Origin of the sequence: Musicola paradisiaca NCPPB 2511 (assembly GCF_000400505.1) — a bacterium.
Classification (GTDB): Bacteria; Pseudomonadota; Gammaproteobacteria; order Enterobacterales; family Enterobacteriaceae; genus Musicola; species Musicola paradisiaca.
The window spans coordinates 991184-1009594 of record NZ_CM001857.1; the positions used below are offsets into that span (position 1 = coordinate 991184).

Genomic DNA, 18411 nt, shown 5'->3' on the forward strand with positions numbered 1-18411 from the left:
GATCCGTCCTGAATAGCGTTGACACGTTCCTGGCTTAAAATCCGGAGAGCGTGATGATGACTGAGCTCAAACGTACCCAACGTGATTATCCTCTATCCTTTAAAATAGCCGTCGTTGAGCAAGTCGAAAAAGGCGAAATGGGCTATCCAGGCCCCGCAGCGATATGACATTCAAGGGCGTTCCCCCTTCTGGTCTGGCTGTGTAATAAGCTTTTTTAGTGTGGTTGTAGGTGCGCGCGACGGCTCATTTCAGTATTCCTTTCCCGCTTAGCAATATATTACAGATCTAGACCTTCAATAATTCGAGTGGCAGGACGGCGGTAAGTGTAGTGGTCAACTAAAACTGGCCACCGCGTTAGAGTTTTTCCAGTATCGGTTTTCTGATTCGTTTGGTGGTAACCCACCATTAAATTCGTGTGGCCTGAGCGCACTGTAATACCCAACGATATAATCCGTTATTGCGTGGGCTGCTTCGTTGAAGCTTATGTAACCAGTCACTGGTACCCATTCATTCTTCAGGCTTCTGAAGAAGCGTTCCATTGGACTATTATCCCAGCAGTTTCCACGACGACTCATACTTTGCCTGATCTGGTACCGCCACAGTGATTGCCGGAACTGCCTGCTTGTATAGTGGCTTCCCTGATCGCTGTGGAACATGACTCCTGCTGGTTTGCCGCGAGTTTCCCACGCCATTTCCAGCGCTTTAATGGTCAGTCTGCTATCCGCTGAGAACGACATTGCCCAGCCCACCGGTTTTCTCGCGAACAGGTCGAGAACAACGGCAAGGTATGCCCAGCGTTTTCCGCTCCAGATATACGTCACGTCGCCGCACCACACCTGATTAGGCTCTGTCACTGCGAACTGTCGCTCAAGGTGATTCGGGATAGCTATGTGTTCATGACCACCACGTTTATACCGGTGGGTGGGCTGCTGACAACTCACCAGCCCCAGCTCTTTCATGAGTTTGCCGGCAAGCCAGCGCCCCATCCGAAAGCCCCTCAGTGTTGCCATGGTCACGATACGTCTTGCTCCAGCAGAACCATGGCTAATGTTGTGTAGCTCCTGCACCTTGCTTCGTAATATAGCCCGCCTGCCGTCTGGCTTTTCAGGACGATTTTTCCAGTATTTGTAGCTGCTGCGATGAACGCTGAACAAGTGGCAGAGTGTGGCCACGGGATAATGCGCTCTGAGTTTCCCTATTATCGAGAACTGTTCAGGGAGTCTGACATCAAGAGCGCGGTAGCCTTTTTTAATATTTCATTTTCCATTTCAATACGTTGTAGCTTTTTCCTGAGCTCACGTATTTCAATTTGTTCCGGGGTTATGGGGGATGCTTTGGGTGTTTTCCCCTGCCGCTCATCACGCAACTGCTTCACCCATCGCGTCATTGTGGAAAGGCCAACATTCATAGCGCTGGCTGCATCTGCAACCGTGTAGTTCTGGTCAAGGATCAATTGAGCGGATTCGCGTTTAAACTCTGCGCTGAAATTTCTTCTTTTCATCGAGACACCTGTAATGTTCTGAGGTGAGCATATCACCTCTGTTCAGGTGGCCAAATTCAGTATGCCACTACAAAGTGAGTGAATTCCGATACTTTACTCAGACAAGTTATTCGGGAGAACGAATGCTGCCAACTCACCTGAAACTTGACGTATGACGGCTATATACAGTGCTCGTTTAATTGAGTATCCAATATGATTTTCTTATTTTAACCTCAATCTAAACGTTTATTGCTAACGTATCCCCAGGGACGATAATTAATATCTCCTTTCCCTGTAATTTCTAACGGTTAAGTTTTTCCTGTCTAAATTAAGTAATTAAAGTGGGACGTTATCTTTTGCCCAGTGGCGGTTGTCCTGCTTTACTGTATTCCTTATAAACAAATCACAGAAAGAGTAGATAGGGGGTGTAACTACATGGCAAATATAATAAATACCACGAAAGCGCCATCAGAGATTCATGCTAGACAGCGGATATGGGCAATTGTAGGTGCATCATCAGGTAATCTGGTGGAATGGTTTGATTTCTATGTATATTCATTCTGCTCGCTTTATTTTGCGCATATATTTTTCCCCTCGGGTAATACTACAACGCAATTATTGCAAACCGCAGGTGTATTCGCTGCCGGTTTTCTTATGCGCCCGATTGGCGGATGGTTATTCGGTTATATTGCGGATAAGCACGGACGTAAGAACTCCATGCTGATTTCGGTGTGCATGATGTGTATGGGATCGTTGGTTATTGCCTGTCTACCGGGATACAGCGTTATTGGAACCTGGGCGCCAGTATTATTATTGCTTGCTCGTTTGTTTCAGGGGTTATCCGTCGGCGGGGAATATGGTACGAGCGCTACATATATGAGTGAGGTAGCGCTTGAAGGACGTAAAGGTTTTTATGCTTCATTCCAGTATGTCACCTTGATTGGCGGGCAATTATTGGCTCTGTTGGTTGTGGTTATCCTGCAGCAATTATTAACAGAAGGCGAGTTACGCACCTGGGGATGGCGTATCCCATTTGCTCTTGGTGCCGTTCTGGCGGTGGTTGCTTTGTATCTGCGTCGAGCGCTGAATGAAACCTCGGCGAAATCGACCCGCGAACACCGGGATGCTGGGTCGTTGCGAGGGCTTTGGCGTAACCGTAAATCCTTCATTATGGTATTGGGCTTCACTGCCGGGGGATCGCTGAGTTTTTATACTTATACGACCTACATGCAGAAGTATCTGGTTAATACGGCGGGGATGCACGCGAAGACCGCTAGTGGTTTGATGACGTTGGCGCTTTTTGTCTTCATGTTACTGCAACCGGTATTTGGCGCCTTGTCGGATAAAATTGGTCGCCGCAACTCGATGATGTTATTTGGCGGGCTGGCGGCCCTGTTGACTGTGCCGATCCTGACGGTGTTGCAAGGAACGACCAACCCTGTACTTGCTTTTGGGATGGTGATGCTGGCGCTGGTGATTGTGAGTTTTTACACCTCCATTAGCGGCATTTTGAAAGCCGAAATGTTTCCGCCGGAAGTCCGGGCATTGGGCGTTGGCTTGTCGTATGCCGTTGCGAATGCGCTGTTTGGCGGCTCTGCCGAATATGTCGCATTGTCGCTGAAAGCGTCGGGGGCTGAAACGACGTTTTTTTGGTACGTCTCCGTCATGGGGGGGCTGGCATTTCTGGTATCGCTCGGATTGCACCGTAAAGGGCAGGGGGAAAAGCTCTAGTGATAGCATACCCACCAAAAGAAAATAGCCGACCAGCGCGTCGGCTATTTTGGTGAATGCTACATGATACGGCTGATAAGCCTGTCGATGCGGATACGACGGAGGCGGCGGATAAGTTTTCTCACTTTCGCCGGGTATTGAGCGATGCCCTGCAATTGCTGGTAATTAACAATCACTCGGGTATGGGTACGGATGTGGTTTAGCTCTTCTTGCCGCTGTTCAAGCAGTACCTGCTGTGGATCGTGGATAAGAATGGCATTTTCCAGATCGAGCCGCCATGCGCGGGGATTCAGGTTATTACCCGTCAATAATTGCCATTCATCATCAACCCACATTCCTTTCAGATGGAAGGTATTGTCGCCATCTTTCCACAAGCTGACGACAAGCTGCGAGTTATCGATATATTGTTGCAACCGGCCAAGAAAACGCCGCAGATTGATTTCATACAGATAAGGTAGAGCCCCGATAATCTTGAACGGCTGGTCTTCAGGAATAAAAAAGTCGTTAGCGGTTTTATCACCAATAATGATTTCAACCTGTTTGCCATCGCGCAGTAATCGGATGATATTCCGAACCAGTAACGCTGGCAGGTTGAAGTACGGTGTGCAGATGACTAACCGCTGCCGGGTGCAATACATCAGATGATGAATCGTTTTGTTCAGCGGGCTCTGTTTTCCCAAACCGACCAGCGGCGTCAGGGCTAACTGACTATTGTTATCGCCGACGCCGGGCAAGTGATAGGTGGCATGACGCAACGACTGGCGGAACTGCCGGATATCATTTTTGATTTCAATTGTTTTGGGACGATCCTGACGGTCAAGGCGCTGAACCGCCGTCGAAATCAACAGATCCTGCACATACTTCGCCATCGTATCGGCCAAGGTCGCATTGTGGATCAGATGATAGCGGTCATAACGGTATTTATCGTGCTGATGAAGATAGACGTCATTCAGGCTGGCGCCGCTGTAAATGACGCTATCGTCGATGATGAAACCCTTCAGGTGCAATACACCTAACGCTTCGCGAGTATTGACCGGTATACCGTAGACCGGAATCTGAACGTCCGCGTTTCGTTGCGCCATCTCGAAGTACCAGTCGGCATTGGTGCTGGCAGCGACATCACCAATGCGTCCGCGTTGGGCGCGGTGCCAGTCAACCAGAATGCGGATGTCCAAATCGGGGCGTTGGCGTTTGGCCTGATAGAGCGCCTCCAGAATCGCCTCACCGCCGTCGTCATGTTCCAGATACAGTGCAACAAGATAGATGCGTTTGCCCGCGTCGGGAATGTTTGCCATCAGCGTGGCGCGAAAATTCGCCGGGCTGCTAATCGTCTGAACGGCATCAGCGGACTGAGGAATTTTGGGCAGTTGTGCAAGGTGTTGTTGATATTTGGCGAGCTTTAGTTTTGACAACATCACAGTGCGTTTCTTCTCTTCATCATGGCATGACCATCCGGTCATGATAAACGTTAAGGCATAGCCGAATCGGAGGATGATACCATTACTTGCCCAGGGGAGTGAGCAAGTTTTGCCGATGCCGACTGGCGACGGATCCCGATGGGATCTGCATCACTTACTGTTATCGGAAGATAACCGGAGTTCCAGTGCGACAATGCCCTCATCCAACTGGACGTCCAGCGCGAAGCCCAGTTTTTTCGCCAGCGCCACCATACCCTGATTATGCGGCATGGTAATGCCGGTAAGCCGGGTTAATCCGTGTTGGCGAGCATACTGGATCAGCGTTTCCATCAGCTTTCTGCCCAGCCCGTTGCCTTTTAGATCCGATCGCACTAACACGGCGAATTCGGCACTGACATTGTCGGGGTCGGAAATGGCCCGGCTGACGCCCATAATCTCCGGGCCTTCGTTACCCTCGCGCACGGCGATAAACGCCATCTCGCGGTCGTAGTCAATCTGGGTCATATTCGCCAGATCTTCATGGGTGAACTCATTAATCTCGCTGAAATAGCGGTAATAAAGATCTTCACGGGTCACTCTGCCGATGAAGCATTTCAGCAAGGGTTCATCCTCGGGCAATATGGGGCGGAACAGACAGCAGGCGCCATCTTTGAGCGTTACCCGCTCCTCCAGTTCCTGCGGATAAGGCCGGATAGACAGACGCGAGTGCGGATCCTGAACGAAGGGCTCCAGATGTAGCGTGGCGTCCAACAGGGTCAGCGTATCGCCGCACGCCAATAAAGGATGGATGTCGAGTCGGGACATTTCCGGGCAATCGATAATCAGGTTTGACACCTGAACCAGCAAGCGGCTGAGGGCGGCGACATCCAGCGGAACGATGCTGCCGTGACTGCGAATTTTACCGCTCTTCAGCGCTTGCACGATCAGATAACTAGCCAGCGTCATATTCAGCGGCGGTAAAGCGACTTCCGCCTGCGTTTCATCGCGCCATTCGGCACTGCCTTCGCCAAGCATGATGATTGGGCCGAAAACCGGATCCTGCTTCACGACGATGCGCAGTTCCAGCGCCCCGTTACGGTTCGCCATGCCTTGCACCAACAATCCTTGCATTCTGGCTTGGGGATGCGTTTGCCGCACACGTTTTAGGATGGCTTCGGCCGACAGTTGCACTTCATCCGCTGTCTGCAAATAAAGCAGGACGCCTTGTACGTCCGATTTGTGGGGAATGTCCGGCGAACGCAGTTTGATGGCGACCGGATAGCCGATTTCCCCCGCGATCCTCGCCGCCTGGATACTGTCTTCGGCGATGCGGGTCGGTTGCGTATGCAGTCCATAGGCGTTCAGAATCGGTGCGGCTTCGTGTATGTCCAACCGCGTGGCGCCAGCGTGTAATGCCTGGGTAATCAGTCGGTGAGCTTGAGCGGTATCCGTCGCGAGATCCCGCGGCAACGCCGGCGTTTCCCGAAGCTGCTGCTGGTTGCGTCGATATTCGACGATATGCATGAACGCCGTCACTGCGCCTTCCGGCGTCCGGTAAGTCGGAATACCGGCCTCGTTAAATTGCCGGCGGGCTTCCTGCGACGAAAACTCCCCGCACCAGTTGGTCAGAATAGTGATACGTTTGCCGCGCGGGTGCTGCTGCAACAGTTGAATCAGTTTCGTCGCGCTTTCTGTACCAGGCGCGACGGCGCTTGGGGCGTAAATCACTAAAATCGCGTCCAGATCGTCGCTGTCGAGCAGTACCGACAACGCAGATTGGTAACGCTCCGACGTCGCATCGTCCCACAAATCCAGCGGATTGCCGATCGTCATGGCGTCGGGAAGCGCAACACGCAGCGCCTGCATTGTTGCTTCGCTCAGGTGCGCCAACCGGCCCTGCCGTGTGATCAGTTGATCCAGCGCTTGCGCAGCTGGAGAGGCGCCATTGCTGACGATCATCAGGCGTTCGCCGCGCAGCGGGCGTAGGTGACTGAGCGTCTCAACGGCTGAGAACAATTCATGGGTGTCTCGCACGCGCAGTAACCCGGCGCGTTGAATGGCGGCATCGTAAGCGGCATCCAGTCCATGCGGCCCGCAGTGCAGTAACTGCTGCGCCTGCTGGCTGCGCCCGCTTTTGATCACCAGTATCGGCTTGTTACGGGATGCGCTGCGGGAGGCGGACAGAAAACGCCGGGCATCGCTGATGTGCTCCAGATGCAGCAGAATGGCGCTGGTTTTACCGTCCCGCGCCACGAAATCCAGCAGGTCGTCCACGTCGATGTCGATGCTGTCGCCCAGCGCAATGAAATAGGAGAACCCAATTCCCCGCTGTTGTGCCCAGTCCAGAATGGTATTGGAGACAGCGGCGGATTGGGATATGAACGCCAGCTTGCCTTTAATAATGGGGACGGGGGAAAAGCTGGCATTCAGCCCTTGCCAGGGAGCCAGCAGCCCCAAACTGTTGGGGCCGAGTAATCGCATGGCGTAGCGGGCGGCGCAGGCTTTCAGGTCATGGAATTGCGACGACTGCGCAGACAGTACGATAACGGCTTTACAACCCCGCTCGCCGAGTGCTTCCAGCAACGACAGATTGTGTTCCGCCCGCGTACAAAGCACGGCGAGATCCGGTGTTGTCGGCAGATGCGCCACGTCGGGATAGGCCAGTACGCCGCATACCGCGCGATATCTGGGCGTAACCGGCATAACCGGGCCGCCGAATCCGCCGTCAAGCAGGTTGCGCATCATCAAAAACCCGGCTCGACCGGGTTTCTCCGAGGCGCCGATGACCGCGATAGATTTAGGGCGTAACAGAGCTTCTAACCCGCGCTGACTCATCTGTCGCTCCTGTTAAAGACACATGTATTGAGCTTAAACGTCAGAGTCCGATTTTGCTGTGATTTTGGGTGCAAATTCCTGCCAGGCGTGATGGGCTTTTCCGGCCAAATAGTGCTTGCGAAAGCGATCGAAATGCCGTGCGAGCGCGTCGGCCGCCGGCGTATCGCCTGCCTGTTGCAGCAGGGCGATGGCAATCTCCGCGGTACAGTGTTGCCCGGCGCTGCTGGCTTCCCGCAGTTGATAGCGGGAAAAAGCTTCTACGTTCAGCGACAGAATCGGCATATTGTCCAGATAGGGGCTTTTGCGAAACATCTTGCGCGCTTCCGGCCAGGTTCCGTCCAGCATGACGAACAGCGGCGGCTTGCCGTTAGGCGGCAACTGATGACTCACCGGGCGCTCCGTCTCATCGTCAGTCAGAAACACCAGCCAGGGTTGGCGATCGGCGGGTTGCAATGCGGTAAGCAGCGCGGGGTCGGGCTCAGTACGCGACCAGAGGAACGCCTGGGTATCCGGCAGAATATCGGCGATCAGGCGCCCGGTGTTGCTGGGTTTCAACGGTTCGGTATCGAACATAATGAGACAAAAACGGCTGCGAGCGTTGCAGGGCGCGAAGGTGTGGCACAAACAATGGGCTTCCGGCAGCAGGCATGCCTGACAACGAATGACGCGGCACCCTCGGGCGCGAAAAGGGCGGGTTGAGAGTGCCAGCCGCTGCTGACGCAGATGAAGTACGGCGTTACCTGTCATGATTTTCCGCTAAAAAGCGTTATTCTAAACGACGTCCCGGCGTACCAACAGCCCGTTGTTTCCTGAGCGCTGCACCGGCCGCCGGTTTTGGCGGCATGGCGACAGTGGTGTCGCCTCGTTTCTTATCGGCACGAGGCGATGGGGCATGGGTTACAGCGATTCGTTAAGCCAGTTTTCAAACGGCGCTTTCGGCATGGCGCCGTTGAGAATATCAACGGGTTTGCCCTGCCGGAACAGCATGATGGTGGGGATGCTGCGAATACGAAAGCGTGCGCTTAGCGCAGGTTCCGATTCGGTATTGACCTTGACGAAACGCAGTTTGCCGCCGTTTTCCTGTGCGACGCTTTCAAATATGGGGGCAAAGTTGACGCAGGGGCCGCACCAGGGCGCCCAGAAGTCTACGACAACCGGCAAGTCGTCCTGCAGCAATTTGTCCAGTGTGTGTTCGGTCGCGTTGATCACGGCTCCGCTGAACAATGCTTGTCCGCAACGGCCGCATTTGGCATGGGGGTTATCGTTCAAACGTGCTTCCGACAGGCGGTTAGTGGTATGGCATGCTGGGCATACGGTATTCATGCTGATCCTCTAAGCAAAAAAATGAGAGGTACAACGACGCATCAATGGCGATAAAACCGGGCGGCGTCAGGAAATGCGCTCAGTATGGAGAGGCGGGTCTGGCGTCACAACGCGGTTTATTCAATGATTATAATAGTTGCCGACTTTTATGACCTGGCTGGTGGCTAAGCAGTTGTACATAAGGTAATCTTCGCGCCCAGCGTGTAGGTGGAGAAAAACATGAGCGATGAATTGAGCGGTAAAAGCGGCAAAGTCCGGGTGATGTATGTCCGCAGTGAAGACAGCGACGATAAAAATACGTCTGGCAAGAACAAACGATCGTCCGATAAGCGTCGCGATGGCGCCCCGCGCGAAGCGCGAGAGAAGAATAGACCACGCCGCGACGGCGCGATGAAAGGCGGTGAGCGTCCGGCGCGTCGTGAAACCTATGACAGTGCGGTATCGCCGTGGAAAACGGTATCGCGAGCAGCGGACGAATCGGCCGAGCAGGGCGGTATTAGCGGCAAAAGCCAAATCGATCCAGAGCAACTGCGGCGTCAGCGGGCGGAGGAAACGCGCGTATATGGCGAAAATGCCTGTCAGGCTCTGTTTAATAGCCGTCCGGACGCGATTGTTCGCGCCTGGTTCCTGCAGGAAGTCACGCCGCGTTTTCGCGAAGCATTGCGCTGGATGGCCGCCAATCGCAAAGCCTACCATGTCGTGGATAATGATGAACTGACTCGTGCTTCCGGCACCGAACACCATGGCGGCGTCTGCTTCCTGATCAAAAAACGCCGTGGTTTGGACGTGCAAACCTATTTGCCGCATGCGCCGGAGAAAGATTGCGTGCTGGCGCTGGAGGATGTGGGCAATCCCCATAATCTGGGGGGCATCGTGCGTAGTTGCGCACACTTTGGTGTTAATGGCGTGCTGGTGCGTGATGCGTCGCAGTTGGAATCCGGTGCCGCAGTACGTACCGCCGAGGGCGGAGCAGAGCATGTCAAGGCGATTCAATCTGACAATCTGATCGATGCATTGTCACAGTTCCGCAAGGCCGGTTACACCATCGTGACCACCTCCAGCCACAAGGGCACTGCGTTGTACGATACTCAACTCCCTGCCAGAACGGTGATCGTATTGGGGCAGGAGAGCGACGGCCTTTCTGATGGCGCCTGGCAGCAAGGGGATATGAAGGTATCCATCAACGGCACCGGCAATGTGGAAAGCCTGAACATTTCCGTGGCGACGGGCATCCTGCTGGCGGAATGGTGGCGGCATAATCGCGCATAACCCAAGGGAACGTTATAAAAAACGGGAGTGCATGAAGCACTCCGTTTTTTTGTCGGCGACAATATGGGGGGCATATTGCGGCGGCGATCAGTGCGCTCCGCTACTGCCGGCGCTGCCGCTGTTGCCAAACGGCGGTTTGGCGAACCATACCAGCAAAATCAAGGCGAGGAATACCGCGGCGGAGATCCAGAAAATCTCGTTGGCGCCGATGATCAACCCTTGTCCGGTAATCTGGTTCGCCAGATAGGCGGAGACCTGTTGCTGGCTGTATCCCATAGCCTGCAATTGCTGGTAGGTCTGCTGCGCCAGTGGATTGTAAGGGGTAATGGATTCAGTCAGTTGCACATGGTGCAACGCTTCGCGTCGCTCCCACATCGTTGTGGTTATCGAGGTTCCGATGGAGCCGGCCAACGTCCTGGCGAAATTCGACAGGCTGGACGCCGCGGCCATGCGTTCAGGCGGCAGACCAGAGAGGGTGATGGTCGTCAGTGGCATAAAGAAGCAAGCCACCGCAAACCCCTGGAAGAACTGCGGCCAGGCCGAAGTCGCGAAATCCATACCGGGTTCGAAAGTATAAGCGCGCCAGTAGAAGCAGACGGCGTACATGATAAAGCTGAACGTCACCAGTTTGCGCATATCCAGTCGCGGCGCGAATTTACCGATCAGCGGCGACAGGATGACCGGCATAAGACCAACCGGTGCGGACGCCAGCCCGGCCCAGGTGGCGGTATAGCTGAAAACCGTTTGCAGCAGCTGCGGCAGCAGGACAATCGTGCCGAAATACAGCATGAACGCCAGGCTGATGCAGAGGCAGCCGATGGTAAAATTGCGTGACTTGAACAGCGATAAATCCACCACCGGGTGGTCGTCGGTCAGTTCCCAAACGACCAGCACCGACAACGACACCACCGCCACCACGGTCAACGTCAGGATCTCCGTCGAATTGAACCAGTCCAGTTCTTTGCCCCGATCCAGCATCATTTGCAGGCAACCGATGCCGGCGATCAGCAAAACCAACCCGACGGTATCGATAGGCCGAATTTCGATCTTGGTCTCCCTGCCGCGCAGCACCTGCAACGTGACCAGCACCACGGCAATCCCCAACGGAACGTTGATGAAGAAGATCCAACCCCAGTGATAGTTATCGCTGATCCAGCCGCCCAGAATCGGGCCGAAAATCGGCGCCACCACCACGGTCATCGACCACAGCGCCAGCGCGATACTGCGGCGGGCGGGCGGGTAATTGTTCAGCAACAGGCTCTGCGACAACGGGATGATCGGGCCGGCGACCAGGCCTTGAAAGATACGCGCGGCAATCAGCATCTCCAGGCTGGTGGAGACCCCACACAGCCAGGAGGCGAAGGTAAACAGCGCCGTAGCCCAGACGAACAGGCGGACTTCACCCAGCCGTTTGGCCAGCCAGCCGGTAATCGGGATATATACGGCGTTCGCAACCCCGAATGAGGTGATGACCCACGTTCCCTGTGAGTTGGAGGCGCCCAGATTCCCTGCAATGGTCGGAATGGCTACGTTGGCGATCGTCGAGTCCAGTACCTGCATGAAGGTCGCCAACGACAGAGCGATCGTCATCAGGGCTAGCGTTGCGCCCTTAAGCGGAGTTCTTTCCACGCTGCTCTCCTTTGTCCGCGCTTAGCCGGCGTTGGCCCGAATGATGCGATCAATGAGCTGATTGACCGGCGTCTGATCCAGCTCCAGCGCATCGCTCTGGTAAGCGGGGGCCGTGCGCGGTGCATCCGACAGCGATTTCCCTTCCGCTATCGCCGTATCGACTTTCACCAGCATGGATAACCCGATGCGCAGCGGGTGCTCCGCCAGTTGCTTCGGATCCAGTTCGATACGAACCGGCAGACGCTGTACCACTTTGATCCAGTTGCCGGTGGCGTTCTGCGCTGGCAACAAAGAGAAGGCGCTGCCGGTACCCATATCCAGGCCGACAACCCGGCCTTTGTACACCACGTCGTCGCCGTAAAGATCGCTGGTTATCGTTGCGGGCTGACCGATACGCATATGGGTCAACTGGGTTTCCTTGAAGTTGGCGTCGACCCACAGATTATTGGCGGGCACAACCGCCATCAGCGAGGATGAAGTGGTGATGCGGGCTCCCAACTGCACGCTGCGGCGCGATACGTAGCCCTCCACCGGGCTGACGATATGGGTGCGTTTCAGCGCCAGCCAGGCATCACGCACATCGGCGGCGGCCTGTTGTACCGTCGGCTGTTTTTCCAGCGGCGTATCCAGAATCATGGCCTGATTGGCGGCGTATTGCTGTCTGGCCGCCTCCAGGGAGGCGCGCGCGCTGGTGACGGAGTCGCGCGCATGCTGCAAGTCTTCGTGGCCGATGGCGTTTGCGCGGCCCAGCGCTTCGCGGCGGTTCAAATCGCTGATGGCTCTATCCAGCGCGACCTGCTGCACATCGATATTGGCTTTGTACTGGCGACCATTGATGATCAACTGGTGTACCTGACGCACGCTGTTGGCCAGCGCTGTTTGGGAACGCTCGAACGTTTGTTCGGCATCGGTCGGATCCAGTTCCACCAGCACGTCGCCCTTTCTGACGAAGTCGGTATTATCGACGTTCACCTGCGTGACGCTGCCGCTGACCTGGGACATGATTTGCACCTGGTTGCCCGCGACGTAGGCGTCGTCGGTTTCCTGGTGATGTTGCAACACCAGATACCAGTAGGCGAACCACACGCAACCGATAAAAATGAAGAGGATCAACAGCAACGTTAAAATCCATTTACGCTGCTTTTTGGGTCTGGACGGCGTGGATGCTGGAGCCTGATGTTCCACGTTGGCACTCATGGTTTTCTCCCTGTTGGATTTTTTCGCTGGGCATCAGTCATGCTGCAATGACGATTGCCTATTTTCCTTAATTCGGCTCCGCGCCCTGACGCGGGGCCTCCCGACCGGCAGCGTAAAAGCGCCGGTATCAACGTCCCTGATTGGCAATTTATTCGCCTGACTGAAAATAAAACCGCCCCTATAAACGGGAGCGTCTGCCTGGTTCAGTCGTGTATGACTTATCCGATGGTGCTGAAGGTTTATGGCGTCTCGGTATCCATTTCATCAATACGGGACAGTAGCTTGCGCATCAGCTTTTCTAATTGCTGCTGTTCGTCGTTTGCCAACGCGGAGCAGAGAAAATGAAGGCTTCGATGCTGCGGCGGCAACAACTCATCGAGAAAGGCTTTCCCTTTCTCCGTCATGAACAGATGCAGGCAACGGCGATCGCTATCGCTTTCGCGGCGTTCTATCCAGCCGCGTTTTTCCAGCTCGTCGGCGATCCGGGTGGCATTAGTGCGCGAGGAACCCAACGCCGCGCTGAGTTCGGACGGCTGAATACTGTAATTTTCCTGTGATTCCAGGGTAATCAGCGCCATGAACAGGGTTTCGTTGATGTCCTGTTCCTTCAGCATCTGGTTGCGATGCTCCAGGATTTTGGTCTGCATGTGCAGGAACAGCCGTAGTAACAACACTTCCTGATACGGAAACTCTGGCCGGCGGGACGCCCGCATGCGCAACATCTCTTCTATTGGGGCAAATGAACTTTCCATTGATGTCAACCTCATTAATCACGAACTGCATAGTAACTAATGTTACTAATTAGGTAAATGCGATAAATTTGTCCATTAGTGCTTATTTATAACTGAGTGAAACTTAGCAGACTGTCGGCTACATGACGGATTTTTTTCCTCGACCGGTATTGCAGTCACCTTCGGTTTTGCGTTCAAAGCGACATGAGGAGCACTTTGAACATCACGCCATAGCACAGCGCGCCGAAGAGCGTGGCGAGTACAATGCTGCGGGTTTTATAAAAACAGATCATCAGCGAGGCAAATCCTACCAGTGTTGGCGGCCACTGTTCCGGGTGACGCAATACGGTCGGAATGCCGGAAACGACCAGCAATGCACAGATGGAGGCGATACCGATGCTGTCGAGCAGTAGCGCGCTCTTCCCCCGCCGCAACGTGTTGGATGCCCGCAGAGTACCCAGCCGCAAGGGCAGGTAGCGGAATCCGAAGTTGACAAGTCCCACGATTAAACCAATAAGCAATATTGATGTGTTCATCGCGTTTCTCCGGTTGCGTGCGGCCCTGGCAGTAGCGACGCCAGGCAGCCGAAGCCGATCCCCAGCAAAATGGCAGCCGGGATGGAAAACAGCGTCAGCCCCAGCAGTGCGCCGCCAAGCGCGGCGATGACCACCGGGCTCTGCTGTCGTTTGAACGAGGCGAGCAGAAAGCTCAAGAACAGCGCCGGCAGCATGAAGGTCAGCGCGGCCTCGATAGCGGGATAGTCCTGTAGCGGCCCGTTACCGAACAACGCGCCGACTGCCGTACCGATACCCCAGGACAGCCAGGCGCTCAGCGCCACCGCCAGCATCCAGGATTCGCTCCAGCGGCGATTGTTTTTGGCCAGCCGTGTCGTGGCCGCCGCAAACACTTCATCGGTCAGGCCGAACCCCCACAGCGCGGTTTTACCCGTAGGCAGGTGTTGCAAAATACGTTGGCGCAGCGATGGGCCGTACAGCACATGCCGCACATCCATCGCCATCACGGTCAGTGCGGCGACCCAAACGGAGGCGCCGGCGCTCAGCAACGCGGTAATGACGAATTGACTGGCGCCTGCGTAAATCACGGCGGAAAGATAAATCGCTTCCAGCGGAGTGAACCCTAATTTGACGGCGTTCATGCCGAAAGCGAAAGACGCGGGCAGATAACCGATAACGATCGGCAAGCTGTCGAACAACCCTTCGGCGAAGGTTGCGCCCGTTGGCTGGTGGATATCGTCATTATGCGGTGATTGAAGTGTGGAATTCACGGCTGTTCAACTCATTGCTGGGTGATGTGTTGTCTTGTAATGATTCGTCTGTCCGGCAGGCCGGCAGACATCGAACCGCGCCATCGCACATCATGCGGGCGCCTCTTGTCTATCGGCGCTTATCATAGGCGCAAAGATCGTCAAAACCTAGCAGTCCCCCGCGCTGGCGTCGCTTCATCTCTCTGTATCGGCAGCTATTTCGTGGCGTTGGCCGCGCCACCACACCAAGAGGCCGAGCAGACTGACGACACTGCCGGTAACGGAAACCCCCAACAACCGAAGTGCTGATAGGCGGTGGCGGAAATCAGCGAACCGAGCGCGCCGCCGATGAAATACAGCGTCATGTATCCGGCGGTAACGCGGTTGCGCGCGTCGGGCATCAGGCGGTACATCACGCTCTGGTTGGTGACATGCACGCCCTGTACCGCCATATCCAGCACGACGATACCGAGCAATAACGGCGCTATCTGACTCACGCCCGCCGCGATGGCCAGCCAGGAGAGCGCCAGCAACAGCAGGCCGATGCTGGTGGTCAATCGGGCTTTTCCCTTGTCGACCAGGCGTCCGGCGCGGCCTGCCGCCAGCGCGCCTGCCGCGCCGGCCAGACCGAACAGCCCGATCACGCCTTCCGAATAGTGGTAAGGCGCTGCGGACAGCAGAAACGCCATGGACGTCCACAGCATGCTGAAATTACAGAATACGATAGCGCCCAGCGCGGAGCGGATGCGCAACAGCGGCGTTTCCCGGAACAGTTGGACGATGGAAAACAGCAGTTGGGGGTAGTTCAGATGGGTTGTTTGGCGGTAACGCGGTAATGCCCGCCACATCAACACCGCCATGCCGATCATCAACAGGCTGGCGACCCAGTAAACGGTGCGCCAGTCGCCCAGCGAGGCCAGCGCACCGGCCAGCGTCCGCGCCAGCAGGATCCCCAGCAACAGGCCGCTCATGATGGTACCCACCACCTTGCCGCGCGTTTCCGGCGTGGCCAGCGTCGCCGCCAGCGGAACCAGAATTTGCGCTACCACGGAGAACAACCCGGTGATGGCGGTACCGGCCACCATCAGCCATAAGGTCGGCGACGATGCGGTAATCAGCATGCCGGCGGCGGCCAGTAGCGTCATGGCGACAATCAGCCCGCGGCGTTCGAACATATCCCCCAGCGGCACCAGAAACAGCAGGCCGCAGGCATAGCCCAACTGGGCGGCGGTCACAATAAATCCGGCCTGATTGACGGAGAGCTGGAACGCATGGGCGATGGCATCCAACAACGGCTGAGCATAGTAGTTACTGGCGACGGCCAGACCGGTTGCCGAAGACATCAGCAGGATCAAGGCTGGGCTCAGGACGACTGGGGGGTTCTGTGCAGGCATGATTATGGTGAGTTCTGTGTGGAGAAGAAGGGCGTCAGTATCAAACAGCTTGTGCAGCGATACCAGCAAATTGGTTTGATTTTTTTGATATATAAGAATTAATTATCGACTAACGGCGTTATCGTCAGCATAGTCTGCCGGCCTGGCGTCGGGGGCCCATCCAGCGCCGGAATCATGAGCCAGAGTGAGACCGCGTAGCCGATGCAGGTAAGCGCTCGCTATTGTTGGCGCAACGAGCCGGTCGGCGGCGCAAGCCGTAGGGCATGGCAGTGACCGATACCGAACGCATTGTGCATCCGGTATCGGTGTGACGACCCGCGCAAGTGCCGCGTCGTTCCAGCATATCGCGCCTGCTACGGCGTCGGTGCCGGTGAGGAAAGGCTTACTTCACTGCCGAAAGGGCATTGCTGACCCACCCGTCGAACTGCGCCTGATGCGCCTTGATCCAACCGTCTACATGGCGCTGGATATCTTGTTGCGACGCCTCGCCCTGGTGCATGCGCAGATTCTGGGCGTTGATATCGGCGATCGGCAACGTCATAACGGCAAACAGTCTGGCCGCGGCCGGATTTTTTTCCGCCCATGCTTTGTTGGCGACAATATGCATATTGTTCACCGGGAAGCCGTAATTCGCGCCGTTGGGCAGCCGGGTATCGATATTTTTCTGGGCGCCCGGCAGTGAGGAGAACGGCACCTGCAGCCATACCACGTCGCGTCCCGGTACCAGCACATCGCTGACCCAGTACGGTGTCCAGGTATAGTAGAGGATCGGTTTTCCTTGTTTGTAACGGGTAATCGTGTCGGCAATCATGGCGGCGTAGTTGCCCTGATTGTGCGTGACGGTCTGTTCAAGCTGATAGGCGAGTAGCTGGTGGTTGATCACCGCCTCGCAACCCCAGCCTGGCGTACAACCGGTCAGGTCGGCTTTTCCGTCGCCATTGGTGTCGAAGAGCTGTGCCAGCTTCGTGTCTTTCAACTGATCGATTCGGGTAATGTGGTATTGCTCCGCCGTCTTACGGTCGATCAGGTAGCCCTGTGCCGCGCCGGAAACATACGTACCTTGCCGGTAAAATGTGTTGTCGCCGCCGGCTGCGCGATACATATCACTATGCAGCGGTTGCCAGTTGACGGCGGTGAATGTGGCGTCGCCGTTGGCGATCGAGGTATAGCCGACGTTGTAGTCCACTTCGCTGGGCGTATCGACGTGATAGCCCAGTTTTTCCAGCGCCCGGCTAACCAGCAACGTCTGGAAGGATTCTTCCGCCATCGGGCTCTGAATCGGTTTGACCGTTATCCCTTTGCCGGGCAGATCGGCCGCGTAGCTTGACAGCGTCAGTAGCGAACCAAAGGCAAGCGTTGCCATGTTGAAATAGCGCATTGTCGTTGTTCCTTTCTGGTGGCGAGTATTGACCGACGGCGTGTTGACGCCGTCGGCGAGGAGGCGGGCGCGGAACGTCAGGCTTTGACGAACGGACGCACCAGCAAACCGACGGGGCCGCGCATATACCAGCGCTGTGGGCCGCGGTTGCGGGCGTCTCGGCCCAGAGATTGCGTGATCCGGTCGAGAATGATGGCCAGCACCACGATGCCGACGCCGCCGATGGATGCCAGGCCCATATCCAGCCGGCCGATGCCGCGCAGCACCATCTGCCCCAGCCCTCCCACGGCGATCATGGACGCGATCACCACCATCGACAGCGCCAGCATCAGCGTCTGATTGACGCCTGCCATGATGGTGGGCATCGCCAGCGGCAGTTTCACCTTGAACAGCATCTGCCGTGGGCTGGCGCCGAAGGATTCCGCCGCTTCCACCAAATCCGCCGGCACCTGGCGAATGCCGAGGATGGTCAGGCGAACGATCGGCGGCAGCGCGAAAATGATGGTGACGACCACGCCGGGCACGTTGCCGATACCGAACAGCATGACGATCGGTACCAGATAGACGAACGCCGGGGTGGTTTGCATGGCATCCAGCAATGGCCGCACCACACGGGCGGCGCGCTGGCTATGGGATAGCCAAACGCCCAATGGCAGGCCGATGATCAGGCAGAAGAATAGCGCGGTCAGCACCAGCGATAGGGTGATCATCGCCTGCGACCAGGCGCCGATGGCGCCGATGACGATCAGCGCCAACAACGTGGCCACCCCCATGCCGGTCAGC

14 protein-coding genes and 2 pseudogenes are annotated in these 18411 nt (G+C 55.9%); 3 read left to right on the forward strand and 13 right to left on the reverse strand.

Going from position 1 to position 18411, the window contains the following annotated elements:
- Window positions 1–53: 53 nt before the first annotated feature.
- Window positions 54–200 (forward strand): annotated as a pseudogene (locus DPA2511_RS24200) (IS3 family transposase); the annotation flags it as partial.
- Window positions 201–332: 132 nt separating this feature from the next.
- On the opposite strand, the gene DPA2511_RS04515 reads toward DPA2511_RS24200, so the two are convergent.
- Window positions 333–1501, reverse strand: a protein-coding gene (locus tag DPA2511_RS04515; RefSeq protein WP_153247073.1) for an IS3 family transposase whose coding sequence is annotated in 2 segments (ribosomal slippage) — window positions 333–1252 and window positions 1252–1501 — 1170 coding nt in all. Because the reading frame shifts where the segments join, the coding sequence is not laid out codon by codon here.
- A 414-nt stretch (window positions 1502–1915) separates the two neighbouring features.
- Between DPA2511_RS04515 and DPA2511_RS04525 the strand changes: the two genes are divergently transcribed.
- Complete coding sequence (locus DPA2511_RS04525) at window positions 1916–3211, forward strand: MFS transporter (RefSeq protein WP_012764509.1); 1296 nt, start codon at window positions 1916–1918, stop codon at window positions 3209–3211.
- Window positions 3212–3270: 59 nt separating this feature from the next.
- On the opposite strand, the gene pssA is transcribed toward DPA2511_RS04525, so the two are convergent.
- From pssA to trxC, 4 genes are all read right to left on the reverse strand, one after another.
- Window positions 3271–4626, reverse strand: a complete 1356-nt coding sequence (gene pssA, locus DPA2511_RS04530; protein WP_012764510.1) for a CDP-diacylglycerol--serine O-phosphatidyltransferase — start codon at window positions 4624–4626, stop codon at window positions 3271–3273.
- Between the two features lie 153 nt (window positions 4627–4779).
- Entirely contained in the window at window positions 4780–7443 is a 2664-nt protein-coding gene (locus tag DPA2511_RS04535; protein WP_012764511.1) for a bifunctional acetate--CoA ligase family protein/GNAT family N-acetyltransferase, read from the reverse strand.
- Between the two features lie 33 nt (window positions 7444–7476).
- Entirely contained in the window at window positions 7477–8190 is a 714-nt protein-coding gene (locus DPA2511_RS04540; protein ID WP_012764512.1) for a tRNA-uridine aminocarboxypropyltransferase, read from the reverse strand.
- Window positions 8191–8340: 150 nt separating this feature from the next.
- Complete coding sequence (trxC, locus tag DPA2511_RS04545) at window positions 8341–8766, reverse strand: thioredoxin TrxC (protein WP_012764513.1); 426 nt, start codon at window positions 8764–8766, stop codon at window positions 8341–8343.
- Between the two features lie 219 nt (window positions 8767–8985).
- Between trxC and DPA2511_RS04550 the strand changes: the two genes are divergently transcribed.
- Window positions 8986–10035 (forward strand): tRNA/rRNA methyltransferase, encoded by a 1050-nt coding sequence (locus tag DPA2511_RS04550; protein WP_012764514.1) that lies wholly within the window; start codon window positions 8986–8988, stop codon window positions 10033–10035.
- Window positions 10036–10122: 87 nt separating this feature from the next.
- On the opposite strand, the gene emrB is transcribed toward DPA2511_RS04550, so the two are convergent.
- From emrB to proW, 8 genes and pseudogenes are all read right to left on the reverse strand, one after another.
- Window positions 10123–11664, reverse strand: a complete 1542-nt coding sequence (gene emrB, locus DPA2511_RS04555) for a multidrug efflux MFS transporter permease subunit EmrB (RefSeq protein ID WP_012764515.1) — start codon at window positions 11662–11664, stop codon at window positions 10123–10125.
- Between the two features lie 21 nt (window positions 11665–11685).
- Window positions 11686–12861, reverse strand: coding sequence for a multidrug efflux MFS transporter periplasmic adaptor subunit EmrA (gene emrA, locus DPA2511_RS04560; RefSeq protein ID WP_012764516.1), 1176 nt, complete (start codon window positions 12859–12861; stop codon window positions 11686–11688).
- Between the two features lie 239 nt (window positions 12862–13100).
- Window positions 13101–13613 carry a transcriptional repressor MprA gene (gene mprA / locus DPA2511_RS04565; protein ID WP_012764517.1) on the reverse strand — a complete coding sequence of 171 codons (513 nt, stop codon included), beginning with the start codon at window positions 13611–13613 and terminating at the stop codon, window positions 13101–13103.
- 173 nt (window positions 13614–13786) lie between these two features.
- Window positions 13787–14128, reverse strand: coding sequence for an L-valine transporter subunit YgaH (gene ygaH, locus DPA2511_RS04570; protein WP_012764518.1), 342 nt, complete (start codon window positions 14126–14128; stop codon window positions 13787–13789).
- A complete protein-coding gene (locus DPA2511_RS04575) occupies window positions 14125–14877 on the reverse strand; it encodes an AzlC family ABC transporter permease (protein ID WP_023638168.1) in 753 nt (250 codons plus the stop codon). The genes ygaH and DPA2511_RS04575 overlap by 4 nt, the downstream gene beginning before the upstream one ends.
- 174 nt (window positions 14878–15051) lie before the next feature.
- Window positions 15052–16250: pseudogene (locus DPA2511_RS21050) on the reverse strand (MFS transporter).
- A 382-nt stretch (window positions 16251–16632) separates the two neighbouring features.
- Window positions 16633–17628, reverse strand: coding sequence for a glycine betaine/L-proline ABC transporter substrate-binding protein ProX (gene proX / locus DPA2511_RS04585; protein WP_012764521.1), 996 nt, complete (start codon window positions 17626–17628; stop codon window positions 16633–16635).
- A gap of 77 nt (window positions 17629–17705) precedes the next feature.
- The coding region (gene proW / locus DPA2511_RS23815; RefSeq protein ID WP_035049427.1) for a glycine betaine/L-proline ABC transporter permease ProW at window positions 17706–18411 on the reverse strand (706 nt) is incomplete at its 5' end.